General features: G+C 60.5%; 22 protein-coding genes. 12 read left to right on the forward strand and 10 right to left on the reverse strand.

What is annotated here, in order from left to right:
- Window positions 1-43: 43 nt before the first annotated feature.
- Window positions 44-1963, reverse strand: a complete 1920-nt coding sequence (locus tag CIK76_RS02620; protein ID WP_096283249.1) for a primary-amine oxidase — start codon at window positions 1961-1963, stop codon at window positions 44-46.
- A gap of 127 nt (window positions 1964-2090) precedes the next feature.
- On the opposite strand from CIK76_RS02620, the gene CIK76_RS02625 reads away from it, so the two are divergent.
- From CIK76_RS02625 to CIK76_RS02640, 4 genes are all read left to right on the forward strand, one after another.
- Entirely contained in the window at window positions 2091-2678 is a 588-nt protein-coding gene (locus CIK76_RS02625) for a TetR/AcrR family transcriptional regulator (protein ID WP_096283250.1), read from the forward strand.
- 107 nt (window positions 2679-2785) lie between these two features.
- Window positions 2786-3715 (forward strand): helix-turn-helix domain-containing protein, encoded by a 930-nt coding sequence (locus CIK76_RS02630; protein ID WP_096283251.1) that lies wholly within the window; start codon window positions 2786-2788, stop codon window positions 3713-3715.
- A 104-nt stretch (window positions 3716-3819) separates the two neighbouring features.
- Window positions 3820-5256 (forward strand): APC family permease, encoded by a 1437-nt coding sequence (locus CIK76_RS02635; protein ID WP_096283252.1) that lies wholly within the window; start codon window positions 3820-3822, stop codon window positions 5254-5256.
- Between the two features lie 15 nt (window positions 5257-5271).
- Window positions 5272-6684: an aldehyde dehydrogenase family protein gene (locus CIK76_RS02640; RefSeq protein WP_096283253.1), complete on the forward strand. Its 1413-nt coding sequence runs from the start codon at window positions 5272-5274 to the stop codon at window positions 6682-6684.
- Window positions 6685-6755: 71 nt separating this feature from the next.
- Here CIK76_RS02640 and CIK76_RS02645 read toward each other — a convergent pair whose 3' ends face one another.
- The 5 genes from CIK76_RS02645 to CIK76_RS02660 form a co-directional block, all read right to left on the reverse strand.
- On the reverse strand, window positions 6756-7238 hold the full coding sequence (locus tag CIK76_RS02645; protein WP_176484061.1) for an HtaA domain-containing protein: 483 nt from the start codon (window positions 7236-7238) through the stop codon (window positions 6756-6758).
- A 91-nt stretch (window positions 7239-7329) separates the two neighbouring features.
- The gene (locus tag CIK76_RS19270) at window positions 7330-7791 is read right to left on the reverse strand and encodes a hypothetical protein (RefSeq protein WP_176484062.1); all 462 of its coding nucleotides are present in this window, start codon (window positions 7789-7791) and stop codon (window positions 7330-7332) included.
- Between the two features lie 107 nt (window positions 7792-7898).
- Entirely contained in the window at window positions 7899-9269 is a 1371-nt protein-coding gene (locus CIK76_RS02650; RefSeq protein WP_255248323.1) for an FAD-linked oxidase C-terminal domain-containing protein, read from the reverse strand.
- A 94-nt stretch (window positions 9270-9363) separates the two neighbouring features.
- The gene (locus tag CIK76_RS02655) at window positions 9364-10734 is read right to left on the reverse strand and encodes an aspartate aminotransferase family protein (RefSeq protein ID WP_096283256.1); all 1371 of its coding nucleotides are present in this window, start codon (window positions 10732-10734) and stop codon (window positions 9364-9366) included.
- Between the two features lie 45 nt (window positions 10735-10779).
- Window positions 10780-12288 (reverse strand): CoA-acylating methylmalonate-semialdehyde dehydrogenase, encoded by a 1509-nt coding sequence (locus tag CIK76_RS02660; protein ID WP_096283257.1) that lies wholly within the window; start codon window positions 12286-12288, stop codon window positions 10780-10782.
- A gap of 124 nt (window positions 12289-12412) precedes the next feature.
- Here CIK76_RS02660 and CIK76_RS02665 point away from each other — a divergent pair, with 124 nt between their 5' ends.
- Window positions 12413-14035, forward strand: a complete 1623-nt coding sequence (locus CIK76_RS02665; RefSeq protein ID WP_096283258.1) for a PucR family transcriptional regulator — start codon at window positions 12413-12415, stop codon at window positions 14033-14035.
- A gap of 52 nt (window positions 14036-14087) precedes the next feature.
- Window positions 14088-14900 carry a shikimate 5-dehydrogenase gene (locus CIK76_RS02670; RefSeq protein WP_096283259.1) on the forward strand — a complete coding sequence of 271 codons (813 nt, stop codon included), beginning with the start codon at window positions 14088-14090 and terminating at the stop codon, window positions 14898-14900.
- Here CIK76_RS02670 and CIK76_RS02675 read toward each other — a convergent pair.
- A complete protein-coding gene (locus tag CIK76_RS02675; protein ID WP_096283260.1) occupies window positions 14897-16873 on the reverse strand; it encodes an acyl-CoA dehydrogenase family protein in 1977 nt (658 codons plus the stop codon). The genes CIK76_RS02670 and CIK76_RS02675 overlap by 4 nt on opposite strands.
- A 234-nt stretch (window positions 16874-17107) precedes the next feature.
- Window positions 17108-17773: a helix-turn-helix domain-containing protein gene (locus CIK76_RS02680; RefSeq protein WP_096283261.1), complete on the reverse strand. Its 666-nt coding sequence runs from the start codon at window positions 17771-17773 to the stop codon at window positions 17108-17110.
- Window positions 17774-17866: 93 nt separating this feature from the next.
- Here CIK76_RS02680 and CIK76_RS02685 point away from each other — a divergent pair, with 93 nt between their 5' ends.
- Window positions 17867-18283 carry a hypothetical protein gene (locus CIK76_RS02685; protein WP_096283262.1) on the forward strand — a complete coding sequence of 139 codons (417 nt, stop codon included), beginning with the start codon at window positions 17867-17869 and terminating at the stop codon, window positions 18281-18283.
- 86 nt (window positions 18284-18369) lie between these two features.
- Here the strand turns inward: CIK76_RS02685 and CIK76_RS02690 are convergent, their stop codons facing one another.
- Complete coding sequence (locus CIK76_RS02690; protein ID WP_096283263.1) at window positions 18370-19752, reverse strand: aspartate aminotransferase family protein; 1383 nt, start codon at window positions 19750-19752, stop codon at window positions 18370-18372.
- Window positions 19749-20222 (reverse strand): Lrp/AsnC family transcriptional regulator, encoded by a 474-nt coding sequence (locus CIK76_RS02695; protein ID WP_096283264.1) that lies wholly within the window; start codon window positions 20220-20222, stop codon window positions 19749-19751. The genes CIK76_RS02690 and CIK76_RS02695 overlap by 4 nt, the downstream gene beginning before the upstream one ends.
- 398 nt (window positions 20223-20620) lie before the next feature.
- Between CIK76_RS02695 and CIK76_RS02700 the strand changes: the two genes are divergently transcribed.
- Genes CIK76_RS02700 through CIK76_RS02720 form a run of 5 tightly spaced genes read left to right on the forward strand, consistent with a single transcriptional unit; the run spans window position 20621 to window position 25864 of the window.
- On the forward strand, window positions 20621-21727 hold the full coding sequence (locus tag CIK76_RS02700) for a spermidine/putrescine ABC transporter substrate-binding protein (RefSeq protein WP_343252103.1): 1107 nt from the start codon (window positions 20621-20623) through the stop codon (window positions 21725-21727).
- Window positions 21728-21737: 10 nt separating this feature from the next.
- A complete protein-coding gene (locus tag CIK76_RS02705) occupies window positions 21738-22961 on the forward strand; it encodes a spermidine/putrescine ABC transporter substrate-binding protein (protein ID WP_096283265.1) in 1224 nt (407 codons plus the stop codon).
- A gap of 6 nt (window positions 22962-22967) precedes the next feature.
- Window positions 22968-24128, forward strand: coding sequence for an ABC transporter ATP-binding protein (locus tag CIK76_RS02710; RefSeq protein ID WP_096283266.1), 1161 nt, complete (start codon window positions 22968-22970; stop codon window positions 24126-24128).
- Window positions 24125-25057, forward strand: a complete 933-nt coding sequence (locus CIK76_RS02715; protein ID WP_217990332.1) for an ABC transporter permease — start codon at window positions 24125-24127, stop codon at window positions 25055-25057. Before CIK76_RS02710 ends, CIK76_RS02715 begins: the two co-directional genes overlap by 4 nt.
- Window positions 25058-25066: 9 nt before the next feature.
- Complete coding sequence (locus tag CIK76_RS02720) at window positions 25067-25864, forward strand: ABC transporter permease (protein WP_096283532.1); 798 nt, start codon at window positions 25067-25069, stop codon at window positions 25862-25864.
- Window positions 25865-26115: the final 251 nt, after the last annotated feature.

The raw sequence follows: 26115 nt of genomic DNA on the forward strand, positions 1-26115 counted from the left end.
GAGGGTCGCGGCCACCAGGACCCGGAGACCCGCCGGCACGGGATTAGCTGTCCGTTGAGCAGCATCCACCGGCGGAGTCCGATTCGGTTGAGCAACAGCCGTGCTTGGCTGGTTCCGGGACGTCCAGCGCCGGTGAACGGTCAAAGAACCCCTCGGGGCGGATCTTGAATCCAACGGTGTCCACCGGCATGATCGGCCAGTCTTCGGTTCGCGGGAAATGGGTCAGCGCAAAGGTGTGCCAGAGGCTCACCTCCTCGCCGTCGATGTTCTTGTCCGCCTCGATCCAAGAACCGATGCCGGCAACTCCCGGGTTCTGGTTGACAAAATCTCCGGTGGGGTAGCGCTGTGCCGCATTGCGCTGGGTAACCCAAAGCGCTTTGGAGGCAAATTCGGCACGCTTCTGCACCGAGGAGCCCTCGGCGGCGAGCAAGGTTGGAAGCCCCTGCGGCATGAGCTTGTAGCCTACCGGCTTGCCGAGGTAGTTCTTCGACTCTGGATTGGTCACTACCCAAGAACGCCCCGCGGCCATATTCGCGTCGCGAACCGCTTGCTGTTCGGTGGCCAGCACGGTGTGTGAACGGCTGAAGGCGTTGCCGCGCGGGTTCTCTGCGTTGATCGGCAGGCGGACGGCTTCCTCCTCGATGACCTGGCTGGGGCCGCCGTCCAGGGCAAAGTCGAGTCGGGCACCGAAGATGTGCTGGTGGAATGGTGCCCCTAGGCCCGGTGCCATTTCCGAGGCGAAACGCTCATCGAGCATGGCGGAGGTGAAGACGACGCCGGTGGCCTTGGCCTCGAATTCGATGGTGCCATCCAGGTAGAGGTACCAGTAGAAGCCGTAGTCGTAGTTGCCCACGGTGGTGAAGAAGCTGATCACCAGGCGACGGTTGCGCCGGGTGTACTTGACTCCGGACCAGTCATCGGAGTGCTTGGCGAGGATCGAGGCGTCCTCCTCGTGCATGCAAATGCCGTTGGTAATTGTCTGTGCTTCGCCGTTGGCGTCGGTGATGACCGGGGAGATGTAGTGGATCTCGCCGAGGCAGTCACAGCCCAGTTCCAGCGAGTTGGCGAATCGGCCCACCAGGTATTCGCCGGTGTCAAAATAGTTCTGCCAGCTGCGCACCGGAGAAGGGTCGCCATAGGGGACCACCATTTCGGCAATGGAGGCGCGATCCAGGATGCGGCGGCGCTGCTCCTGGTCGTCAAAGGCGATGTTGTAGAGCACTAGGCCTTCGCGCATATCGAAGCCGATATCCAGCGACCATTTCTCCCACTCGACGTGGTTTCCCTCGGTTACCGTGAAGCTTGCGCCCTCGGGCTGCGTGATTTCGATAGGGCGTTGGGTGGTGCGGACCGGACCGGTGAGTTCCGGGTCCGTGTAGTTTCCATGGGTTTCCGGCACCGGAACGATGCCAAAGTCCAGGAGCTGGTCCACGGTGCCGGCGATGGTGTCGATGTAGACCACGAGCCCGTCCACCGGGTGGGCCCAGGCGGAATCTTCGGCGAAGTCCTGACGGAAGGCGAGGCCGCGCAGGATGCGGCGGCCGGATTCCTGCGGGTACTCGAAGACACCGGCGGATAACGGCGCGACGCGAACCTGCTCGGGTTTCAGATTTCTTTTGGCCAGCGCCGCGGCCCACTGCTCGCTCTTGGCCAAGATTGCTTCGACCATTTCGAATTCTTCCACGAGCACCGGGAGCTGGCCGGTGGCACCCGGGTCCAGCTCTACGAGCGTTTCGATCTTCCCAGTGGAGAGGTCAAGGACTACATCCTTCGGCTCATTCTCCAGCCGGTCCAGCAGCATGGCGCGGACCCTGCGCCCAGGGGCCTGCGGGTTTGGATCTTCTAGTCCCATGTAGGCGATGCGGGTGTTCTGTCCGTAAATCCCCGCGGTCACCAAGATCTTCTTGGCCGCGGCAATTTCTTCTGCAGAGAGCAGGGAGAAGTTAGTTTTTGTATCTTGCATGACAAACGCATCCTTTGGATTGATGTGAGTCGAACCACTTTTTATTCTCTGCTTGTAGAGAATACGGAAAATGGCGACTCGTGGCAATAGCGCGCCGAAGAAAACTTGTCTTAGCTAGGCTGGGTGCATGCCAAGAATTGTTGACCACAACCAGCGGCGCCGCGAGATCGTCGAAGTCACCTGGCGCTTTATTGCCAAGCAAGGCTTTGACAAGCTGAACCTGCGCGACCTGTCCGCCGCGGCCGGCTACGCCAACGGTGGATTGAAAACCTATTTCCCGAACCGTGACGCGATTCTGGTCGCAACATTCAATTACGTCGCCGACTCCACTAGTCAGCGCATTGCCGAAAAGACCGCGACGCTCAATGGCGTAGATGCGATTCGCGCCTTTGCACTCGAGGTGCTCCCCTTGGATGAAGAGCGTCGCGACGAGGGGCGTGTTGCCGTGCATTTTTGGCATCTAGCGCTCGGCGAGCCGGATCTGGCCGAGGTGAATGCGGTGGCGATGGACCGCTGGCGCACAATGCTGGACGGCTGGCTAGTCGACATCTTGGGCAACGGACACCCGGGTGCGATGGTGGCACGTGACTCGCTGCTCAACTTCATGCTCGGCGCGCAGGGTGCGAGCGTGCTCGATGCCCGGACGAATACCGCGCAATCGCTGGTTGAGCAGCTGGAATACCAGCTGCATGCACTCCTGGCCCTGTCGCGATAAATAATCTTTATTCTCCACCTGAAGAATAAAGGTGACTTTGGAGTAGATCTGCCGTACCCTCAAACGTGACGCCCGACACAGCAGGGGTGCGTTCCAGAGAGGTCTCGATGTATCAGATTCAACATGTTGACTCGTTCAGCGCATGGTCCAGGCTGATCTCTGATGCCTTCGTGCAATTACGCAGCGAGCAGGTAACCTCCGGTCACTTCACGGCCAGCCTCGGGATCAATATGCTCGGCGACATCGGCCTGATGCGAGTTAATGCCAAGGCGCACACCGTCTTGCGCACCGAGGACCTGACCTCCACCGGAGACGGGGAATTCTACAAAGTCTCTTATCAGCTTGCCGGGCACGGCCTGTTGATTCAAGATGGACGCGAAACCGTGTTAGCCCCCGGAGACTTGGCAATCTACGATACTCAGCGACCCTACACGCTGAGCTTTGACCAAGCGGCTTCGGTGATGGTGGTGCTCATTCCACATCAGCAGTTTCGGCTCTCGCGCCATCAGGTCGGAGAAATCACCGCTACTCGCATGGAAGCCGGACATCTGCTTACCGGAACGGTTACGCCACTGCTGCGGCATCTGGGCGAAAACCTGGCACAGTGGGATCAATTTGGCGGCGCGGGACTTGCCCGCAATACCGTGGATCTGCTGGCGACCTCGCTGGGCGGGGTGCTTTCCCACGCCCATGCGGTGGACCCGCGGATTGCCCAGCGCGAACGAATTATCGAATTCATAGAGCAGCGACTAGAGGCTCCGGAGCTAACGCCCGCTTTTATTGCAGAAGCCCACTTCATCTCGGTGCGAACCCTGCATGCTCTCTTCGCGGAGGAGCCACGCAGCGTTGCCGCCCTCATCCGGCATTATCGGATGAAATACGCTGCCGAGCTTTTGAGTGACCCATTGCTGGCACAGGTGCCGGTCCAGAGCGTCGGCACCCGCGTAGGCATCGTCGATGCACCCGGATTTACCAGAGCCTTCGCCCGCGAATACGGGCTGACTCCCGGTAAATTCAGGCTCAAAGCGCTGGCCTGAGCCATCGTATGCGCGCATGGGCAAGAGCCCTGCACGCAATGGCAACGTGAATGTGAACCCCGTCATGGATCCTTGGGATATCGACAGATTGAGTGGGGAAACCAATGGGACTCGAACAACGCACCTTATCGGTGCCAGCACTGGTAGTCATGATTATCGCGGCCAGCGCACCGCTGACGGTTGTCGCCGGCGGCGTAACGACAAACTATGCGGTGACAGGCATGGATTCGGTGCCGCTGTCATTTGTCATTCTGGGAATTATCCTGCTGATCTTCAGCATCGGCTACACCGCGATGAGCCAGCATATACCCAACGCGGGCGCCTTCTACGCCTATATCGCCGGAGGCCTGGGCCAAGCCGCCGGCGTCGGCGCGGCTATGGTCGCGGTGGTCAGCTACAACCTCATGCAGATCGGCATCTATGGGCTCTTCGGGTTCGCGGCGGCTTCCTTCGCTTCCGCCCTCTTAGGCTCCACCATCCCTTGGTGGGTTATGGCGCTCGTCGCCTGGATTCTGGTCGGTGTGCTGGGGATGAACCGGGTCGATTTCTCCGTCAAAATTCTTGGATTCGTCGTCGCGCTGGAATTCCTCGTGGTCATTATCTACGATGCGATGACCTTCGCGGTTGCTCCGGAAGCACCAGAATTCAGTGCTGCATTTAATGCCGGTGACGCGATTGCTCCGGGCATGGGCGCGGTCATGGCGTTCAGTATCGCGGCCTTCATGGGGTTCGAGTCTGGAACCATCTACAACGAAGAGGTTAAGGATCCAAAGCGGACGGCCCGCCGTGCCACGCTGATTGCCGTCACGATCATCGCGGTATTCTATGCCTTCTCCGCGTGGGCCGTTGCCGTGGGCGAGGGGCAGGGAAATGTCGCCGCGGCCTCGGCAGAATTCGGACCCGATCTGATCTTCGTATTCCTCGGTGCCCATGCGCCGGGCTGGTTCGTTGACATCGCTAACCTGCTGTTCATCACCAGCCTGTTCGCCGCGCTGCTTGCCTTCCACAACGTGGTGGCACGCTACTTCTACTCCATGGGCCGCGGTGGAGCCTTGCCGAAGTTCCTCGCGAAGACCTCACGCCGAACCCACGCGCCGGTCGCCGGCTCCCAGGCCCAGTCATTGCTTGCCTTGCTGGTGATCGTGGTGTTTGCGGTGGTCTCCGCCGGCAAGGACCCGATATTTATCGTCTTCACCATGTTCACTTGGATGACAAACTCCGCCGCCTTCGGGCTGGTGCTGCTGATGGCGCTGACTTCATTCGCGGTGTGCGGATACTTCGCCCGGAACCGTACGGCAGATTCGCTGCTCACCCGTGTTATCGCCCCAATTGCTGCCGGGCTCGCGCTGAGCTTTGTCTTTGTCCAGATCGTCATCAACTTCGATGTTCTGATCGGCTTGGAGGAACCAGGGGCGTTGCCCTATATCCTGCAGGCGATAGTCATTGTGCCCGGTATCCTCGGCTTCCTGCTTTCTTGGTGGGTGCGAAAGCTCCGGAATAAGTCTGTTCAACCTCAAATCCATGAAACAACTCTGAACTAACCAAGGGAGATCTTAATGTCTTACTCCAACGCCCAAGAACTGCTGTCCGCCATTCAGCCGGCCTCCGGTGGCACCGAAATCTTTGACCCGGCCACCGGAGAGCTCGTCGGACGGGTGGCCCAGAACAGCGTGGCAGATTTGGACGCTGCGGTGAGTGCCGCCCGAACTGCGCAGCCTGCATGGGATGCACTCGGCCACGAAGAACGCAATCGTCTGCTGAACCTGGCGGCGGATCGTATCGAAGCCAACGCCGAGGCCTTGGCCGAGCTGCTTTCCCGGGAACAGGGCAAACCGCTCAACGGTCCCAACGCCCGGTTCGAAATTGGTGGATGCGCGGCTTGGCTGCGCGCCGCCACCGCCTATGAGGTGGAGCCGGAGGTCGTGGTGGATGACGGGGAGACCTATGCCGCCAAGCACTACCGGGCCTTAGGCGTGGTCGGCGCCATTGGACCATGGAACTGGCCAATGATGATCTCCATCTGGCAGCTGGCGCCTTCGCTGCGCATGGGCAATACCGTGGTGATGAAGCCCAGCGAATACACCCCGTTGTCGGTGCTGGCCTTGGGGCATGTCCTCAACGAGGTCTTGCCAGCGGATGTGCTGCAGGTGGTGGCCGGTGGCCGTGAAGTAGGAGAGAAGCTCTCCGGGCACCCGGAAATCAATAAGATCATGTTCACGGGGTCCACCCCGACAGGAAAGGCGATCATTCGCTCTTCGGCCGACACGGTCAAGCGGCTGACCCTCGAGCTCGGCGGAAACGATGCGGGAATCGTCATGGAGGACGCCGATCCGAAGGCCATCGCCGAGGATCTGTTCTGGGGCGCATTCATCAACACCGGCCAAACCTGTGCCGCCTTGAAGCGCCTGTACGTCCCGGAATCCATCTACACGCAGGTCTGCCAGGCCTTGACCGAGGTGGCCGCCAAGATGCCAATGGGCGTGGGTCTTGATGAAAACAACGTCCTCGGCCCGCTGCAGAATAAGGCCCAATACAATATCGTCGCCGACTTGGTCCAGGGTGCAGTGGACTCCGGCGCGACGGTGCTGCTGGGGGCCAACCCGGATAGCGAAGCTGCCGGATACTTCTACCCAACCACCCTGGTGGCAGATATCGATCCGCAAAACGACCTGGTGACCAAGGAGCAATTCGGTCCGGCCTTGCCGATTGTCAAGGTCAAGAACGTGGAAGAAGCCATAACCCACGCCAACTCGTTGGAGACCGGACTGGGCGCTTCGGTCTGGGGCTCGGATCGCGAGCAGGCTCTTGCCGTGGCGGCACGGATTCAGGCCGGCACGGTCTGGATCAATTCGCACGGCACGATCGATCCGCGCATTCCGTTCGGCGGGGCCAAGCAGTCCGGCTATGGGTTGGAATTCGGGCTGGATGGGCTCAAAGCACTGGCTCAGCCGCAGCTGATCAAGGGCTGATAAAAAGCGCAAAGGGTCCGCAACTCCGGCAAGGAGCTGCGGACCCTTTCGGCGCATCTGGCAGTTTCCCGCTAGCCGCGCAAGACCACCTCAACCGGCTCCATATCTTGGCCGGCCTTGTACTGGCCGTTGAACAGGGCCGAGCCCTGTTCGGTCAGCGATGCCGCGAAGCGGGTTTTGACCAGACCGAAGGCATTGGACACGGCGGTTTCGACCAGCTCGGCGATGGGCAGGCGCTCGCCGTTTTCGTTGGCGACGCTGAGCAGGACCAAATCATCGTGTTCTTCGATACGCGGTTCGATGAGGTCCAGCTTCATCATCCCGCCATGGCCCACGAAGGAGACGCGGCCGTTGAAGCGCAGCTCGCCTTCGGGGGATTTGGCATCCACGGCGACCGGGAACGCAAGGTTATTGCCAACCTGCCACACCCCGTTGGATGCTTCGATGCGACCGTCGGGAAGCGAAGAAATATAGCCCACAAAGGAAGCCTTCAGGCCCCACTCAAGGTGAGGCTGGAACGGATCACCCGCCGGTGCACCATTCATACCCATCATCGTGTTCATTCCCCTTTGCGGCTTGAGGTCGCGCGCGGTGCGCAAATTAGATCCGGGGATCAGTATTGCATATGCACTAGCTTGAAAGAGACTACTGGTTACCTTGTTTGCGCTCGTGGTACCAAATCTCCTCGATAAATGGTTCGCCGGTCTCACGAACCTCAACGACGACGTCGCTGAATGACGCGCCGTCTGGCAGCACCAAGCTGGTGGTAGCCCAGGAACCATTCCAATAGCCCAGATCCAGGCTTGTCGGCTCGTATTTCAGCGCAATGTTCGCCTCGAGGTGCTTCATAGAGGCGAAATAGCCGGTGGCGGCGACGATCGTGCACACGATGGCAAGCGCGCCGGAAGTGCCGGCAACGATCAGTTCGGTGCGGATCGAGGACTTCAAGGCATAAGTTTGCAGCCCGTCGGGCTTCCGCTGGAAGTCGCCGCGGCGGATCAGCCCGTGGATGAGCGTGGGGAAGCAGATCAGCAGCAAGGTGACCGCGACACCAAATAATACTAGTGGCCGCAGAAAATCGATCGGTTCGTATCCCAGCATCTCCATAATTCGATTCTAGCTAAAGGTACGCTTGCTGACCAGAAGAATTAAACACCAGCAGATTGTCCAATGGGTGGGGCCCGAGGTCGCCGCGGGCACCATGCAGGACGCGCCTAGATCCCCTTGCCGGGGTTGAGGATTCCCTGCGGATCGAATACCTGCCTGATGGAATGCTGCAGCCGAAGCGAACGCGACCCGATTTCTTCCTCGAGCCAGTCCTGCTTGAGCAGGCCGATGCCGTGCTCGCCGGTCAGCGTGCCGCCCAATCGTTGGGCCAGATGGAACATGTCGCCCAGTGCAGCCTTGGGTGCCCCGGAGGTGATGGACTGCCCCGGATCCACCACGATGACCGGGTGCAGATTACCGTCTGCGGCGTGGGCGATGGTGAAGATGCGCACGCCGCGATGCTCGCCGATTTCGGCCAAGCCGGCCAACGCCTCAGCGAGTTTGCTGCGTGGCACCCCGATGTCGCAGATCGACACCGTGCCCAGCTGCTCCATGCTGGGGATCGCCTGGCGCCGTGCCTCCATCAGCTGAGCCGCCTGCGCTTCGTCCTCCGCGCGGTCGATGCGCGATGCCAGCGGCATAATGGCCTCCACCAGCGCCTGCATTTCCAGTTCGGCGCCGAACCCGTCGGTTTGCGCCAGGAGCAGGGCGCCACCTAGCTCCCGGTGCCCGGTGCCCAGGGCGCCATCGATGGCCCAGAGGCTGGGCCCGTCCATGAGTTCCAGGACCGAAGGCTGCAGCCGAGCGGAAATAATCGCCGCGGCAGCCTGCGCGGCGCGGGACTCATCGGGGAAATAGGCGGCGGCGGTCGCGGTGCGAATCGGCTTGGGGCGCAGGCGCAGCACGGCCTCCACCACAATGCCCAAGGTTCCCTCGGAGCCGATGAAGAGGGCATTCATGTCGTAGCCGGCCACGCCCTTGATGGTGCGGCGCCCGGTGCGCAGCAGCTGCCCATCGGGGAGCACCACGGTCAGGGCCAAAACCGATTCGCGGGTCACCCCGTACTTGGCGCACCACATGCCCCCGGCATTGGTGGCGATATTTCCACCGATGGAGCAGATGGCGGTGCTTGCCGGATCCGGGGCATAGAACAGTCCGAGCTCACCGGCGGCGGCATTAACCGCCGCATTGATGACGCCGGGCTGAACCACCGCGATCTGCTCGACGGGATCGATGGAGATGATCCGATCCATTTTCGAGACATCCAGGACCACCTCGCCGCGCCGTGCCGTGGCACCGGCCGCCAAACCGGTTCCGGCGCCGCGCGGCACAATCTTCACCCCGAACTCGCTGGCCAGCTCCATGGCCAGCACCACATCCGCGGTGCTCCGGGCAAAAACCACGCCGTCGGCGAAAGAGTCCGGCAGATAACCCGAACGGTCGATGCTGGCCCGCTGGCAGTCCTCCGGAAGTGTCGAGGCCTGTGGATGCGCGTCTAATAGCTGCTTGCTGGACTGGTTGGCTTCTCCGGGGATCACGTGGACGTCCTTGGCTCGAGAGGGGGTGAGGGGTGTTAAAAAGGCCCGGCGGGAGCGCATAATGCTCTCCCGCCGGGCCCGATACAACTCATGGCTAGCCGGTCACGAACTTATCGGCGACAACCAGCGCCTGCTCCAGACGGTCCAGGGCTTCGACCAGCACATCGTCCGGGATGTTCAGGGCCGGAACCACATGCAGCCGGTTGAAGTTGGCGAAGGGCAGCAGCCCGGCAGCCTTGGACGCGGCCACCACCTCGTTCATCTCGGGGGAGGAGCCGCCGTAGGCCGCCAGCGGCTCGCGGGTTTCACGGTTCTTGACCAATTCGATGGCCCAGAACACCCCGGCTCCGCGGACCTCGCCCACCGAGGGGTGCTCCGCGGCGAACTGCGCCAGCCGCGGACCGATGATCTCATCGCCCAAGCGCTTGGCATTGGCCACCATGGACTCGTCCTCCATCGCGTGGATGGTAGCAACCGCCGCCGCGCAGGCCAGCGGGTGGCCCGAGTAGGTCAAGCCGCCAGGGTAGGGGCGTTCGCGGAAGGTCTCGAAGATCTCGTCGTTGATCGCCACGCCGCCCAGCGGCACGTAGCCCGAGTTCACCCCCTTGGCGAAGGTCAGCAGATCCGGGGTGACGCCCCAGTGGTTGACCGAGAACCACTGGCCGCTGCGCCCGAATCCCGCCATCACCTCGTCGGCGATGTACACGATCCCGTACTTGCGGGTCAGCTCGCGCACCCCGGCCAGATAGCCGGCCGGCGGCATATAGATGCCAGCGGTGCCCGGAATGGATTCGAGGATCAACGCGCCGATGGTCGAGGCGCCCTCCAGGACGATGGTGTCTTCCAGGTGCTTCAGCGCCCGCTCGGTTTCCTCCGCTTCGCTGGTTGAGCCGAAGTAGGACCGGTAGGGGTAGGCGGGGAAGAAATGCACCACCCCGTCGGTGGCGTGGTCCGAGGCGAAGCGCCGCGGGTCGCCGGTCGCATTGATCGCCAGCTGCGTGCCGCCATGGTAGGAACGGTAGGCGGAAAGCACCTTGTGCTTTCCGGTGTGCAGCCGGGCCATGCGGATGGCATGCTCCACCGCATCGGCACCGCCGTTGGTGAAGAAGATCCGATTCAGGTCTCCCGGGGTGCGCTCGGCGATGAGCCGGGCCGCCTCGGAACGCGCATCGTTGACATGCTGCGGGGCGATGGTCGCGATCTTCGCGGCCTGCTCCTGGATGGCCGCGATCACCTTGGGATGCTGATGGCCGATATTCGTGTTGACCAGCTGGCTGGAAATGTCGATCAGCTTCCGCCCCTCGCCATCCCAGACGTAGGAGTCCTGCGTCTTCAGAATGGTCATCGGGTTGAACGGTCCCTGCGCCTGCCACGAATGGAAGACGTGCTCGCGGTCCAGCTGGTAGGCGCGCTTGCCTGCTTCGATCTCTTCCGCCGAGATGTCGGCGGTGAGCTGTTCGGTCATGAATCTGGATCCTTCTACTCAAACCACGTGGGTACGCGGCGAAAATTAGTCGTTCTGCGGGAAGCCGAGGTTGATGCCGCCGTGGCTCGGGTCCAGCCAGCGCTTGGTGACCACCTTGTTGCGGGTGAAGAACTTGAATCCCTCCGGGCCGTAGGCATGCTGGTCGCCGAACAGCGAGGCCTTCCAGCCGCCGAAGGAGTGGTAGCCCACCGGGACCGGAATGGGCACGTTCACACCCACCATGCCGACCTGGATCTCGTTCTCGAAGCGGCGCGCGGCGCCGCCGTCGTTGGTGAAGATCGCGGTGCCGTTGCCGTACTTCGAGGCGTTGATCAGCTCGATGCCCTCGTTGAAGGTCTCCACGCGGACCACCGAGAGCACCGGGCCGAAGATCTCATCGGTGTAGATGGACATGTCGGTGCCGACGTTGTCGAACAGGGTGGGGTGCAGGAAGAAGCCGTTGCCGTCCGCGTCCAGCGCCCCGGTGCGGCCGTCGACCACCAGCGAGGCGCCGGACTCGATGCCCGCCTCGATGTAGCCGGCGACCTTGTCGCGGTGCTCGCCGGTGATCAGCGGGCCCATATCGCAGCCGCGGGTGCCGTCGCCCACGCGCAAGTTCTTGGCGCGCTCGGCGATCTTGGCGACCAGCTCGTCGGCGATGTTCTCCAACGCCACGACCACGCTGATCGCCATGCAGCGCTCGCCGGCCGCGCCGAAGCCGGCGTTGATGGCCATATCCGCGGCCAAGTCCAGATCGGCGTCGGGCAGCACGAGCATGTGGTTCTTGGCGCCGCCGAAGGCCTGGACACGCTTGCCGTTCGCGGTGCCGGTGGAGTAGACGTACTGGGCAATGGGGGTGGAGCCGACGAAGGACAGCGAAGCGATGCGTGGATCGTTCAGCAACGTGTCCACGGATTCCTTGTCACCGTGCACCACATTGAGCACGCCCTCTGGCAGGCCCGCCTCGGCGAACAGCTCGGCCATCCACTGGGCCGCCGAGGGATCCTTCTCCGAAGGCTTGAGCACTACGGCGTTGCCCGAGGCGATGGCGACCGGGAAGAACCACAGCGGCACCATGGCCGGGAAGTTGAAGGGGGAGATGATGGCCGAAACGCCGACCGGCTGGCGCTGGGACTGCACGTCCACCCCGGTGGAGGCGTTCTCCGAGTACTCGCCCTTGAGCAGGTAGGGGGCGTTGCAGCACAGCTCGACAACTTCCATGCCGCGCGCCACTTCGCCCAGTGCGTCATCGAGCACCTTGCCATGCTCCGCGGTGATGATGGCCGCCAGCTCGCCCTTGCGCTCGGCGAGCAGCTGGCGGAAGTTGAACATGATCGCGGTGCGGCGGGCCAGCGAAGTATCGCGCCACTTGGGGAATGCCGCGTGGGCTGCGGCGATGGCGGCTTCGGTGGTGCTCTTGGACGCCAAGGCGACTTCGCGGGCGATCTCGCCGGTGGCAGGGTTGTAGACCTTGCCGGTGCGGGTGTCGCCTTCGCCGGAGAACGGTGCGTTATTGACCCAGTGCTGCAGAGTTTCGGTCAGCGTAGTCGTCATGAGAAAGTCCCTTCAAGTGCGTTCGTGGTTATCTGATTCCATCTTGCGCCACCAGTATGACAAGCAACACAAGCGATGTGTCATGATTTAGGCAGAAGGTCTTACGCTTTGTAAAGGTTGACGGATGAGTGCTGAAACAACTGGTTCCCTGACCATGGCTGACGTGCTGGCGCTGAAGGTCGTGCAGAACGCCGAACCGCTGGTCCTTTCGGGGGAGAAGAACCTCGACGTGAGGCTGCGCTGGGTGCATGTCACCGAGTCGGCAGAGAACGTCGACCTGCTCTTCGGCCGGGAAGTAGTGCTCACCACCTTGCGGAATGTGGAGCCCACCGTGGCGCGGCTGCGTGCGTTCATGACCAAACTGGAGGATTCCGGAGCGGCCGGGGTGGTGGTGGAACTGCTGGAGGATCCCGGCGAGGCGGAGGCCGGCATCGGCGCACGCTTGGCCGAAGCGGTGAAAGCCCTGGCGCTGCCGGTGATCCGGCTGCGCAAGAAGGTGCGTTTCGTGGAGATTACCGAGGTCATCCACGAGCGCCTGGTGGCGGAACAGCTGGCCGCGGTGCAATTTTCCCGAAATGTCCACGAGATCTATACCGAACTTTCGCTGCATGAAGCCAACGAACAGCGCATCGTGGAGCGCACGGCGGAGCTGTTGCAGGCTCCGGTGGTCTTGGAAGATGTCCGGCACCATGTGCTCGCCCACGCCGGTGCCGGATACGGGGCCGAGTCGGTGCTGGAGCACTGGATCAATCGCTCGAAATTCGTCGGATACGCCGAACAGACCGGGCGCGGCCACGGCGCCGAGAGCTGGTTGCAAACCCCGGTCGGTGCGGTCCGCAGCCGTTGGGGCAGGCTGGTGGTTCCGGCCGAGCTCGAGGACGAGCATAACGCCGCCCTGGTCCTCGAACGCGCCGGCCAAACCTTGACCATCGCGCGGCTGGCCGGACGCGACCAGCGCGAACTTCTCTACCAGGCCCGCACCTCGATGCTGCACGAGCTGCAGCAGCACCACTCCTACACGGATAAGGAAGTGGCCGTACGCGCCGAGTCCCTTGGCCTGGATGCCGGAGCGCACTATGTCCCACTGGTGGTCGCGCTGGCCGTGGGGGAGGCCCACAGCCCCACGGACATCCAGCTGCGCGAACGAGAAGTGCTGGAGGTCGTGGACCAAGTGGCCGAGAACATGCGTCTGGGAGTGCTCGCCGGGTCGCTGCGCTCCGGATACCTCGGGGTCATTCTCCCTGTCGCGGCGAAGCAGCTGGTGGAAAACTCGCTGCAGCGGTTCACCCGACAGCTGACCGAGATGCTCTCCGCTCAGGTCGCCGTCGGGGTGGCGGCCGAAGAATTGAGCATCAGCGCGAGCGCTCGCCGGTTGGAAGAAGCGGCCCACGTCGCGGAGATCGTTCCCAACCTCCCGACCCGGGCCCGGCCCTACTACCGCTTCGCGGACCTGCGCTTGCGCGGGGTGCTCTCGGCCATGGGCCAGGATGCGCGCATGCGCAGCTTCGCGATGACCGAACTATCCGGGCTGCTGAACCCGCCAGATGTATCCGGTCTGGAGCTGCTTCAGCTATATCTGGAGCAGGCAGGCAATAAAAGCGCGTTGGCCAAACAGGGCTATCTTTCGCGGCCAACCCTGTATGCCCGGTTGGCGAAGCTCGAAGAGAAGCTTGGGGTATCGCTGGATTCGGCAGAATCCCGAGCCAGCTTGCAGGTAGCGTTGCTTTGGTATCGCATGCACGGATAACTGGATCCAGCAGTTGCACCCACCACGAGGCCGGCGGAGAAACGGAGCACCCATGCCCATCCTGAACAAAGATATGACCCTGTGTATTTCGCTCTCGGGGCGTCCTTCGAATCTCGGCACGAGATTCCACAATTACCTCTACGAGGAACTCGGGCTGAACTTCATCTACAAGGCGTTTGATACCCAGGATCTGGCCGGCGCCATCGCCGGGGTTCGCGCCTTGGGCATCCGCGGTTGTGCCATCTCGATGCCGTTCAAAGAAGAGGTGATGGAGCTCGTGGATGTCATCGAGCCCTCGGCAGCGTCCATAGAATCGGTGAACACCATCGTCAATGACCAGGGTGTGCTTCGCGCGTCGAATACCGATTACGAAGCGATAGCGACGTTGATAACCCGCCACGGGCTGAACCCGAACGCCTCGGTGCTGGTCCGGGGATCCGGAGGCATGGCGAAGGCGGTCAGCGCAGCATTCCGCGACGCGGGATTCGAAAAATTGACGCTACTTGCCCGCAACGCAGCTAGTGGAAAGGAACTGGCCGCGAAGTATGGCTACCGCCATCAGGTCGGCGACCCCGAACCTGGACACGATATTTTGGTGAATGTGACCCCGTTGGGAATGGACGGTCCGCACCAGGAGGAACTGGCCTTCGAAATGCCGCATCTAGCGGCCGCAGAAACCGTCTTCGACGTGGTAGCTTTTCCGGCGCAGACACCGTTGATCCGCGCCGCAGAACAGCTGGGGAAACAGGTCATCACCGGTGCCGAGGTGATCGCCTTGCAAGCGGCGGCGCAATTTGAAAAGTACACCGGAATTCGGCTCAGCGAGGACCAGGTGCGACGCGCTTCGGAATTCTCCCGCAGCTAGTCCTTGCTGGGGCGCTGCACGGGGACACCGTAGGGTCTGCGGACATCCTCGCGAGGTTCCTTCGACCATTCGGCGATCCACGGGCCGGTGCCTTCCGAGACATCACGCACTCCCTCTTCGAGCCATTGGAAGTCACCGTCCAAGAGCTTGGCGGCAACCTGTTCGTCGCGGTGCGTAGTATTGCTCCACAGATGGCTGAAGTGCTCTTCGCAGCGTTTGGTTGCCTGTTCGCAGAATGCCTGGGCCAGGGTTTCGGCCGAGAATCTTTGAGCGGCGCCCGAATCGTGGAGCGACAAGGTCTTGGTGATCGTTGCGGACATGGCGAATAGTTCGGCGCCGATGTCCACGATGCGTCCCAGGAATACCTGCTGCTTTTCCATGCTGGCCTGCCACCTCGCCATTCCGGCAAAGGTCTGGCGTGCCAGGCGGCGTGAACTGCGTTCGATGTACCGCAGGTGCTTGGCCAGCGGCCCCTGGTCCGCAAAGGACCCCGGCACGGTACCGGCTCCGACCATCAGTTTTGGCAGCCAGCGGGCATAGAAGCCGGAGGCCTCCATGGCTGCTCGGGCCTTTTCTTCCAGTGTGGAGTCGGTCTGCGCCAATGCCCCGGCGGCTTGGAGGTGAGCGTCCACCGCCTCGCGGGCAATCAACAGGTGCATGATTTCGGTGGAGCCCTCGAAGATGCGGTTGATGCGCAGGTCGCGAAGCAGCTGCTCGGCCGGGACAGCCCGTTCGCCTCGGGCGGCCTGGGAAGCGGCGGTTTCGAAACCACGCCCACCGCGGATCTGAATGAGCTCATCGGCAATCTTGCACGCGGCTTCGGAACTGTAGAGCTTGGCGAGTGCCGCTTCGATGCGGACATCTTTCATTCCCGCATCGGCAAGGCTCGCGCTCAGTTCAAAGACCGCCTCCAGCGCGTAGGTGCTTGCCGCTATATAGGAGAGCTTGGCGGCCACCGCCTGGTGCTTGCCCACAGGGTGGCCCCATTGCACCCTGGCTGCGGACCATTCGCGAGCAATTTTTGTGGCCCATTTCCCGGCGCCCGCGCACATTGCGGGAATTGATAACCGTCCGGTGTTCAAGGTGCTCAGCGCGATTTTCAGTCCCGAGCCTTCTCTGCTCAGCCGGTTCCCCACCGGCACCTTGACGGCGGAGAAACGGGTGACACCGTTTTCAATCCCGCGTAGTCCCATAAATGCGTTGCGATTTTCCACAGTGATGCCCGGGGAGTTCGCCTCGACGACGAACGCGGTAATTCCGCCTCCGCCTGCCGGTTCGGTTCCGCAGGCCTCGTGAGGCTTCACCGCTGCCATTACCACCAGCAGGTCGGCCACAACGCCATTGGTGGTCCAGAGCTTCGAGCCTTCCAGTTGGTAGTGCGTACCGTCCTCGCTCAGCGTTGCATGCGTCCCCAAGCGCGCCGGGTCGGAGCCGACATCGTTCTCGGTCAGGAGAAAAGCGCTGATTTCCCCTGCTGCGCAGCGCGGCAGATACTCGCGTTTCTGGGCCTCCGTGCCGAAGCGCTTCACGGGCTCAGGGACACCGATGGACTGGTGCGCCGAAAGCAGCGCTCCGAGTGCGGGGGACACCGAACCGACGCGCATCAAAGCGCGCCCATAGTCGAGCAAGCTCAGTTCCAACCCGCCGTATTCCTCAGGGATTTTCATGCCGAACGCGCCCACATCCCGTAGCGCGGCAATGTATTCATCCGGTACGCGTGCCTCTTCTTCAATACCGGAAACGTTGAAACCATCCAGCACAGTTTTCAGCTCCGCAAGGAATTCTTCCCCTCGTGCCGCGGCCTTCGGTTCCGGAACTGGCATCGGGGTGATCAGCGAGAAATCTACCTCACCCATATAGAGGCCCTTGGCGAAGCTAGGCCGTTCCCAGCCTTGCTCGCGAGAAGTCTCGGCAATTTCTCGGGCTTGGGCTGCGCCGACGCTTGCGCTTGATGGTTCCGGATTCGGGCACATGGCAGATCCTTTGCACTCCAGGCGCGTTTTGCCCTGGTGGCATCTGCGCCTGTCCTTTGGTTGGCCCAAGCCTAACCCTGAATTAGCAGACAAGAAAGGGGGCATGCCTTGGCGTGCAGAGGAGGAACCACGACTCGATGGAGAAGCCGAACAACACCGATGGCTGCGGCTCAGCGGGCACCACGGAGCATGAAGCGAAAATACTGCAAGGCCTGGCCCTGGCCTTGCCGCTCGCTAGGTCAGCGGATCAAAACGTACACAGCAATGCCCGGTTTCCGGTGTGACAGGACAGGCTCGGTAGAGGGCGTCGCCGGATTCGACGACCGCCCCTAACAGCTCTCGGTTCATCAGGCATACGGTGTCCCGGTGTTGCGCCGAAAGCTGGTGGAATGGGCAATCGGTGAGGTGAATTGAACCTGCGGCATCCGTCTGTGGCAGGTAACCGCCATTTGCCAGGATCTGTTGCAGGGAGTCTTTGGAGGCCGCAATGCTCCGTCCGGTTTCGCGCGATACTTCGGCGAGTAATTCATTGACCGGCCGTTGTTCCTGTGTCGCCCGTTCGATGGCTTTTGCCATGATTTGGGCGGCCAGGGTGTATTCGCGGTGCGGGACGCTCGCCTCGATCTCCTGGGCGACCGGGGAATACAGTTTCGCGGGACGTCCCGAGCCGGGGCCGGTGTTTTCGCGCAGCTTGCGAAACTCGTAGCTCAGCAGGCCTTCCTTGACCAGCCGTTCAAGCTGAAATGACACCGTATTTCGTGGCAGTCCCAGCGCCTGCGCTACCGCATCGCGGCTGGCCGGCTCCGCGGCGCGGGAGAGATATTCGTAGATTCTCGCGCGGAGCGGATCGGCTAGTGCGGAGACCGCCTGGACCGAACGTTTACGGGGAAAGAACTGCATAAGTTAAGTGTAAATCTAAAATTGGTTTTTGTTGACTTAGAGTGTGCGGAGTTCTAAAATCAGATTAACTGCTTTTAGAAAGGAGGGGTGGACATGGCTTCGACAGCTATGAGCGCAGCGGAGGTCCGCTCGCGCACATTGGAGCATCAGGCGTTTTTGCTGCTGCGCACAATCTTTACAGTGGCCCCGATCTTGTTCGGCTTGGACAAGTTCTTCAACTTGCTCACCGACTGGACGGTTTACCTCGCACCGTTGGCCACCGACATCATTCCGGTGTCGGCCCAACAGTTCATGTACGCCGTCGGCATCGTGGAAATTGCCGCCGGCCTCTTGGTGGCTCTGCGGCCCAAACTGGGTTCTCTCGTGGTGAGCCTCTGGCTACTGGGGATCATCGTGAACTTGCTGATCCTGCCCGGGTACTTTGATGTTGCCTTGCGCGACTTCGGACTGCTGGTCGGCGCGCTGGCGCTCAATCGGCTGGCTGCGGCGCGGGCTGCGGCGCACCGATAAAACCGACTCCCAGATAAATATAGCGACCGGCTCCGTGACGGAACCGATCGCTATATCCGGGTTGGAACCGGTTACCTTGGTATCGACTAGATCTTGTTGGCGGCCTCAGAGAGCACCGCCCGCAAGATCGATTCGATTTCATCGAATTCCGGTTGCGCGATGGTTAGCGGGGGCGCAAGCTGGATGACTGGGTCTCCTCGGTCATCGGCGCGGCAGTACAACCCGGCCTCCCATAACGCAGGGGAGAGGTACTGGCGGAGCAGCCGTTCGGATTCTTCGTCGTTGAAGGTCTCCTTGGTGCTCTTGTCCTTGACCAGTTCGATCCCGTAGAAGTACCCGGCACCGCGAACGTCGCCGACGATATCCAAGTCCTTGAGTTTGTCCAGGGTCGACTTGAAGTTCTCGGCATTGTTCTTGACGTTCTGGTTGAGTCCCTCGCGCTCGAAAATGTCGAGGTTTGCCATGGCTACGGCTGCCGCCACAGGGTGGCCGCCAAAGGTGTAGCCGTGATAGAACGTGGTGTCGCCCTTGGTGAATGGCTCGAAGAGCTTGTCCGAAACCACCATGACGCCCAGGGGCGCGTAGCCGCTGGTGAGCGCCTTCGCCGAGGTGATGATATCCGGGACGTAGCCGAAGTCATTGCAAGCGAACATCGAACCGATGCGGCCGAAAGCGCAGATGGTTTCGTCTGAAACGAGTAGCACATCGTGCTCGTCGCAGATTTCGCGTACGCGATCGAAGTACCCCGGAGGCGGTGGGAAACAACCGCCGGAGTTCTGCACCGGTTCCAGGAAAACCGCCGCGACGGTGTCGGGGCCCTCGAACTCGATAGCCTCGCGGATTCTTTCCGCCGCCCACAGCCCGAAGTCCTTTTCATTGTCCGCAAACATTTCCGGTGCTCGATAGAAGTTGGTATTCGGAACCCTGAAGGTTCCCGGAACCAGCGGCTCGAAGGGTGTCTTCATATCCGGCAAGGAAGTAATCGCCAACGCACCTTGCGGAGTGCCGTGGTAGGCCAAGGCGCGTGAAATGACCTTGGTTTTTCCTGGCAGGCCCTTCATCTTGAAATGTTGCTTGGCAAGCTTAAAAGCCGATTCCACCGCTTCGCCGCCACCGGTAGTGAAAAAGACCCTGTTCAGGTCTCCCGGTGCATAGTGTGCTAACCGCTCGGCCAGGTCGATTGCGGGCTCGTGCGCGTAGGACCAAAGCGGCATGAAAGCCAACTTTTCGGCCTGTTTGGCGGCCGCCTGCGCAAGCTCGGCGCGCCCGTGTCCGGCGTTGACGACAAACAGGCCCGAGAGTCCGTCAATGTATTCCTTGCCCTGACCGTCATAGATCTTGTGCCCCTCGCCGCGGGAAATAATTGGCACATTGCCACCATTGTGAAGGCCTGAGTGGCGGGCCATATGCATCCAAAGATGATCGCGAGCTGCCTGCTGGCGATCGGTACCGCGTGGAGTTGTACTCATCGTGTTCCCCAGTTGTATTCCTGTTTTTTCAAAGAAAGGTACGTGTACGTATTCGTGCTGACGACGCCTTCGGTGCCGCGGATCTTGCTGATCACGCGCAGGAGGTCTTCATCGCTGGAACAAATGACTTCGGCCAGGATGTCGGCGCTTCCTGCGGTCACCACGCAGTAGTCCACTTCTTGAACCGCTGCGATGCGGTCCGCGGTCCCGTTGATGTCGCTTGACGCGGTAATTCCGATCATTGCTTGACGGGTGAAGCCCAGCTCCAATGGGTTGGTTACCGCCACAATTTGCATGGCTCGACTGTCCACCAATTTCTGCACGCGTTGACGTACTGCAGCTTCGCTCAGACCCACAGCTTTGCCTATCGCCGCGTAGGATCGACGGCCGTCTTCTTGCAGCTGTTCGATGATTTCCTTGGAAATCTCATCGATTACCGCCGACGCGTGGCCATTCGGTGGCATGGTCATTCGGTATCGACCTCCCAGGTCTTTCGATGCGTATTCGCCACCCAAAAGCTTCCAGCGTTTTGGGTATAGCACCGACCCTACAGCTACTGATCCAGTTGCGAAAGGGGGAAATTTTGATTGTTTCCAGCATTGGAAACACGAAATTAACAAGGATTCTTGCGTCCGACCCTTGTTTCGCCAGCGAAGAACTGACATTATGAACGTCATTGATATGTTGTGTGGCACATCACAGCCACCCAATAATTCGGACAATTCAAGTTAGGACGGATCCATGTCTCACTCGCGAGGACAACTTCCTGAAGATCCAAAGATCCGAGCTCTCGTGCAAGCGATGAGCCAGCGATCGATGTCTCGACGCGGCGTGCTGGGGGGCAGCCGGCGCACTGGGGCTTACCGGCTTGCTGGCAGCTTGCGGAACCGGAGGAACGGGCGGTGGCGGCTACGGGCCAGCGGCTACCGTCAAAGACATTTCGGAAACCGACCCCACGGTCAATTGGGCCAACTGGACCTTGTACCTGGACTACGACGACAAGGAGAAGACCTACCCCACCCTTGACCAGTTCACGAAGCAGACCGGAATCAGCGTCAATTACGTCGAAGACATCGACGGCAACGACACCTATTACGGCAAGGTGCAAGGCCAGCTCAATGCCGGCCAGGATATTGGACAGGATCTGATTACGCTCACCGACTGGATGGCGGGGCGCATCATCCGCCAGGGATACACCCAAGAGTTGGATCATGCGAACATCCCGAACATGGCCAATTTGCTGCCGAATCTCCAAAATGTCGACTTCGACCCAGGACGAAAGAATTCGCTGACCTGGCAGACCGGCTACGCCGGAATCGCGTGGAACAAGAAGAAGTTCCCGAAGGGCCTGAAGAGCGTCTCGGATCTTTGGGATCCTGCGCTCAAGGGCCGCATCACCGTGCTCGACGAAATGCGCGACACCATGGGCCTGCTGATGTTGGAGAATGGCGTTGACATCACCGGTTCGTGGGGTGAAGCGGAATTCGGGGCGGCCCTGGATGATCTGCGCAAGAATATCGGCAACGGCCAGATCCGACAGGTTAAAGGCAACTCCTACAAGGAGGACTTCATCTCCGGTGACGCGGTGGCAGGCGTTGTCTGGTCCGGGGACATCGTGCAGATGAACTTCGAAAACGACGACCAATGGGAATTCGTCATCCCGGAAGCAGGCGGAGCCCTGTGGAGCGATAACTTGATGGTTCCCATCGCTTCACCGCGAAAGAGCAATGCCGAAGAGCTCATGAACTTCTACTACGACCCGAAAGTTGCCGCGGAAGTGGCAGCCTATGTGAACTTCATCTGCCCGGTTGTCGGCGCCAAGGAAGAAATGGAAAAGATCGATCCGAGCCTGGTGGACAACCCGCTGATCTTCCCGACAGACGAAGACCTGAGCCATGCACATGTCTTCCGTTCGTTGAGTGCTGATGAGGAAAACACCCTCGGCAGTGAATTCCAAAGCGCGATTGGAGCCTAGGGGTACGTATATGTCACGCCAACGCGCCATCAATGAGCAACGAGGCCGACTTGCCCAAGCCATCGGGCAGGCGCAAGCCAGCCGGCGGGGGGTTCTTGCCGGGGCGGCATCCCTTGCGCTCGCTGGACTGCTCAGCGCCTGCGGAACCAAAGGGGCCAGCAGCGGTCCGGCACAGGCATTAACCCCGGGAATAGATATTTCGGATACCGAACAACTCGTTCGATGGGCAAACTGGACCCTGTACCTTGACTACGACGACAAGGCCAAGCACTATCCAACGCTGGAACAGTTTAAGAAGTCCAGCGGTTTGGATGTGCGCTACGTCGAAGACATCGACTCGAATGATTCCTACTACGGCAAGGTGCAGTCGCAGCTGGCCTCCGGGCAAGATATCGGCCAAGACCTGATGGTGCTCACCGACTGGATGACCGAACGGGTGATCAGGCTGGGATACGTTCAGGATCTTGATCACGCGAATATTCCGAACCTGAAGAATCTGCTTCCCAGCCTGAAAGATGTCCGCTTCGACCCGGGACGCACCAAGTCGCTGACCTGGCAGTCCGGTTACACCGGCCTGGTATGGAATAAGGAAGAGTTCCCCAAGGGGCTGCGCAACGTTGCAGACCTATGGGCTCCTGAGCTCAAGGGCCGAGTGACGCTACTCGACGAGATGCGCGATACCATCCCGCTTCTGCTCCTTGACCAGGGTATCGATATTACGGGCCAATGGGGCCAGGAAGAATTCTCCGGCGCGATCGAAATCGTGGAGAAGAATATCCAAAACGGACAGATCCGCCAGGTTAAGGGCAACTCCTATAAGCAGGACCTGATCTCAGGCGATGCCTTGGCCGGGATCGCCTACTCCGGCGATATTACGCAGTTGAACTATGAGGAGGGCAACAAGTGGGAGTTCATCATGCCCGAGCGCGGTGGATTGATCTGGTCGGATAATTTCACGGTTCCCATCGGTGCAACGCATAAGAAAAATGCTGAAAAGCTGATGGATTTCTATTACCAGCCAGATGTCGCGGCGGAGGTCGCCGCCTACGTCAACTATTTGTGCCCGGTGGTTGGCGCGCAAGAAGAAATGGAAAGAATCGACCCGGATCTGGTCAACGATCCGCTGATATTCCCAACCGAAGAATTCCTGAACAAAGCAAGCACGGAACGCGAACTGTCGGTCGAAGAAGAAAACGACTTCCAAAACCAGTTCCAAGAAGTAATTGGGGTATAGAACGTGATGAATACCAACACCGCAGAACCATCGATCAAGCAGGTGGAACTGCCGCGCAGCGAGGGCGCGGACCTGCACCTTAAAGGCATCACCAAACGCTTCGCGGAATTTATTGCGGTCAAAGACCTGGACCTCACGGTTCCCTCCGGAACATTTTTCGCCTTGCTCGGGCCTTCCGGCTGCGGCAAGTCAACCACCCTGCGCATGATCGCTGGGTTGGAAGCGCCAAGTGAAGGCGAAATTTCAATCGGTGGCAAGGACGTCACCGCGCTGCCGAGCCACCAACGCGAAGTCAACACGGTCTTCCAGTCCTATGCGCTCTTCCCGCACATGACGGTGCTGGAGAACGTGGCTTTCGGGCTGAAGCGCAAAAAAGACAAGCAAGCCATGGAGAAGGCCCGGGCCGGACTCGACATGGTGGAACTAGCGCACCTTGCAAACCGCCGCCCCGAGCAGCTATCCGGCGGACAGCAACAGCGCGTCGCCCTGGCCCGGGCACTGGTGAACCGTCCACAGGTGTTGCTGCTTGACGAGCCGCTCGGTGCCCTCGATATGAAGCTGCGCCGGCAAATGCAGATGGAACTCAAATCCATTCAAACCGAAGTCGGCCTGACCTTCATCCACGTGACACACGACCAGGAAGAGGCCATGACCATGGCGGATGTCGTCGCGGTGATGAACGAAGGGCGAATCGAACAGATGGGGGCGCCGCGCGATCTATACGAACTTCCTAAAACAGCCTTTGTGGCAAACTTCCTGGGAAAATCGAACCTTATGCGCGGAACGGTTACCGGGGAACGAGACGGACTGCTGGAAGTTGCGGCCTCCGGGCACAAGATACTCGTTGCCGTGGACCGGGCCGTGCAACACGAGGGAGAGATCGTTGTCGGAGTGCGCCCGGAGAAGCTGCACTTGAACCATGAAGCACCCACCGAGGCGACGGGGTACAACGAGCTCAGCGGTGAGGTTATCGATGTGTCGTTCACCGGAACCACCACCGAGTATCTCATTGACGTGGCTGGCATTGGACGAATCGGAACTTTCGCGCAAAACCGTGGACAACAAGCGGCGGAAGTAGGGAACACCGTGTATCTCAGCTGGGATAGCGCGCACTCCTTCGGCCTGGCCGGCGATGAACTTGTCAATGCCGGAGTTGATAAAACATGAGCAATACGGTGATGACCAAGAAAGGAAAGATCTCGGACCTGCGCAGCCGGGACGAGATCAAGGCCGAACGCCGCAAGGGACGAACCGGGGTGTACCTGGTTGTGCCCGGTATGCTGCTGCTTCTATTGTTCTTCGCAGTTCCGGTCATGGTGCTGCTGTCGATGTCGCTGTACGCGAGACCGGAAGGCGCCGGCATCGGCGAGTTCGTCCCGGCACTTGAATTCCGAAATTATGCGACCGTGCTCGAGGCATACTGGCCCGACTTATTGCGCTCCTTCGGTTTCGCGCTCATTGCCACGGTGCTGGCACTGCTGATCGGCTATCCGATGGCCTACCTCGTCGCCGTGCGCTTGCGCCAGCATGGCTTGCTTCAAGGCATCTTGCTGGTCTTGCTGATTGCGCCGTTCTTCTCCAGCTTCATTCTGCGTACCCAGGCGTGGAAACAAATCCTGGCCGATGAAGGTTTCGTGGCGCAAACATTGAAATTCCTTGCGATCCTGCCCGCGGAAGCGCACCTGACCGCCACCCCATTTGCCGTGGTGGCCGGTTTGACCTATAACTTCCTGCCCTTCATGGTGCTTCCGATCTATGCGAACCTCGGCCGTTTGGATACGAGACTGTTGGAAGCCTCCGGGGATCTTTATGCCGGGCCGATGACCTCGTTCTTTCGGGTGACGCTGCCGTTGTCCGCGCCGGGTGTGTTCGCCGGCACGCTCTTGACCTTCATCCCGGCGGCCGGCGACTACGTGAATGCCGCGCTGCTGGGCAACAACCGAAACACCACGATGATCGGACAAGTCATCGATTCACGATTCTTCCGGGTCATCGACTATCCGGGAGCCGCGGCGCTGAGCTTCGTGCTGATGCTCTCGATCTTGGTGCTGGTCACGATCTATATCCGGCGTTTCGGAACCAAGGAATTGATGTAGGAGGCAATGATGAAACAAAAAATAGGGCGCTGGATCATTCCCGCCATTGCTGGACTGGCTTTCATCTACCTGCTGGTTCCGATCGCGTACATCTTCGTCTTCTCATTCAATGATGCGGGACGTACGAACCTTGAATGGCGCGGATTTACCCTGGACAACTGGCAGAACCCCTGCGGTGCGCCGGCCGTTTGCGAATCCTTGGTCAATTCCTTGCAGATCGGCGTGGTTGCCACGCTCGTGTCCACCGCGCTGGGTACCTGCATTGCCATCGGCCTGGTGCGCTACAAGTTCCGTTTCCGCAAGCTGACCGACGTGCTGATCATTCTTCCCCTGGCAACCCCGGAAGTTGTTCTCGGCGCTTCGCTCCTGGCACAGTTCCTGAACCTGGGGTGGGAGTTGGGATACACCACGATCGTGATCGCACATTCGGTGTTCTGCATGTCCTTTGTGATCGTGACTGTTCGGGCGCGAGTCTCTTCGCTGGATCCGCGTCTGGAAGAAGCAGCAGCTGACCTGTACTCCACCCCACGGGCCGCCTTCTTGAAGGTCACCTTCCCGTTGTTGGTGCCCGGCATCGTTGCGGCAGCGCTGCTGTCCTTCGCGATGAGTTTTGACGATTTCATCATCACGAACTTCAACTCCGGAACGTTCCAGACCTTCCCGAAGTTCATTTATGTTGCGGCAACGCGTGGCATTCCGGCCCAGGCTAACGTCATCGGTTCGGCAATGTTCATCACCGCGTTGCTGGTAGTAGTCATTGGACAGGTGATGGCCTATCGAAAGCGGAAACGTCTAGCGCAGGTTTAGCGCGGCATAAGAATGCCATAACACCCGCCAGTTCCTTCGCGTTGAGGAACTGGCGGGCTTTGCCGGTTAGGGCAAACAATTGGGACTGGATCTGCGAGAACCACCAGGCAGACCGCTGGCAACGGATTGTGCTGCGGCACTCGGTGCTATTCTCCGATTAGTTCTCGAACAGCGGTCTGAAGCATTGAGGCCCCAAGGTCTTGCGGCGTTCGCTGGGCTAGACCTTCGTGAGCATCGTGGCGCAGCGGACG

The organism is Glutamicibacter sp. BW80, from assembly GCF_002332385.1.
In the GTDB taxonomy this organism is placed as follows: domain Bacteria; phylum Actinomycetota; class Actinomycetes; order Actinomycetales; family Micrococcaceae; genus Glutamicibacter.

What these genes read in the sequence shown, in the direction of transcription:
- CIK76_RS02645 (WP_176484061.1), bottom strand. Translation starts at nt 7,238, where the DNA reads ATGATGGGTATGAATGGTGCACCGGCGGGTGATCCGTTCCAGCCTCAC.
- CIK76_RS02710 (WP_096283266.1), top strand. Translation starts at nt 22,968, where the DNA reads ATGAATACCAACACCGCAGAACCATCGATCAAGCAGGTGGAACTGCCG.
- CIK76_RS02625 (WP_096283250.1), top strand. Translation starts at nt 2,091, where the DNA reads ATGCCAAGAATTGTTGACCACAACCAGCGGCGCCGCGAGATCGTCGAA.
- CIK76_RS02620 (WP_096283249.1), bottom strand. Translation starts at nt 1,963, where the DNA reads ATGCAAGATACAAAAACTAACTTCTCCCTGCTCTCTGCAGAAGAAATT.
- CIK76_RS02695 (WP_096283264.1), bottom strand. Translation starts at nt 20,222, where the DNA reads ATGACCATGCCACCGAATGGCCACGCGTCGGCGGTAATCGATGAGATT.
- CIK76_RS02660 (WP_096283257.1), bottom strand. Translation starts at nt 12,288, where the DNA reads ATGACGACTACGCTGACCGAAACTCTGCAGCACTGGGTCAATAACGCA.
- CIK76_RS02705 (WP_096283265.1), top strand. Translation starts at nt 21,738, where the DNA reads ATGTCACGCCAACGCGCCATCAATGAGCAACGAGGCCGACTTGCCCAA.
- CIK76_RS19270 (WP_176484062.1), bottom strand. Translation starts at nt 7,791, where the DNA reads ATGGAGATGCTGGGATACGAACCGATCGATTTTCTGCGGCCACTAGTA.
- CIK76_RS02680 (WP_096283261.1), bottom strand. Translation starts at nt 17,773, where the DNA reads ATGCAGTTCTTTCCCCGTAAACGTTCGGTCCAGGCGGTCTCCGCACTA.
- CIK76_RS02720 (WP_096283532.1), top strand. Translation starts at nt 25,067, where the DNA reads ATGAAACAAAAAATAGGGCGCTGGATCATTCCCGCCATTGCTGGACTG.
- CIK76_RS02655 (WP_096283256.1), bottom strand. Translation starts at nt 10,734, where the DNA reads ATGACCGAACAGCTCACCGCCGACATCTCGGCGGAAGAGATCGAAGCA.
- CIK76_RS02685 (WP_096283262.1), top strand. Translation starts at nt 17,867, where the DNA reads ATGGCTTCGACAGCTATGAGCGCAGCGGAGGTCCGCTCGCGCACATTG.
- CIK76_RS02690 (WP_096283263.1), bottom strand. Translation starts at nt 19,752, where the DNA reads ATGAGTACAACTCCACGCGGTACCGATCGCCAGCAGGCAGCTCGCGAT.
- CIK76_RS02715 (WP_217990332.1), top strand. Translation starts at nt 24,125, where the DNA reads ATGAGCAATACGGTGATGACCAAGAAAGGAAAGATCTCGGACCTGCGC.
- CIK76_RS02675 (WP_096283260.1), bottom strand. Translation starts at nt 16,873, where the DNA reads ATGTGCCCGAATCCGGAACCATCAAGCGCAAGCGTCGGCGCAGCCCAA.
- CIK76_RS02630 (WP_096283251.1), top strand. Translation starts at nt 2,786, where the DNA reads ATGTATCAGATTCAACATGTTGACTCGTTCAGCGCATGGTCCAGGCTG.
- CIK76_RS02640 (WP_096283253.1), top strand. Translation starts at nt 5,272, where the DNA reads ATGTCTTACTCCAACGCCCAAGAACTGCTGTCCGCCATTCAGCCGGCC.
- CIK76_RS02635 (WP_096283252.1), top strand. Translation starts at nt 3,820, where the DNA reads ATGGGACTCGAACAACGCACCTTATCGGTGCCAGCACTGGTAGTCATG.
- CIK76_RS02665 (WP_096283258.1), top strand. Translation starts at nt 12,413, where the DNA reads ATGAGTGCTGAAACAACTGGTTCCCTGACCATGGCTGACGTGCTGGCG.
- CIK76_RS02670 (WP_096283259.1), top strand. Translation starts at nt 14,088, where the DNA reads ATGCCCATCCTGAACAAAGATATGACCCTGTGTATTTCGCTCTCGGGG.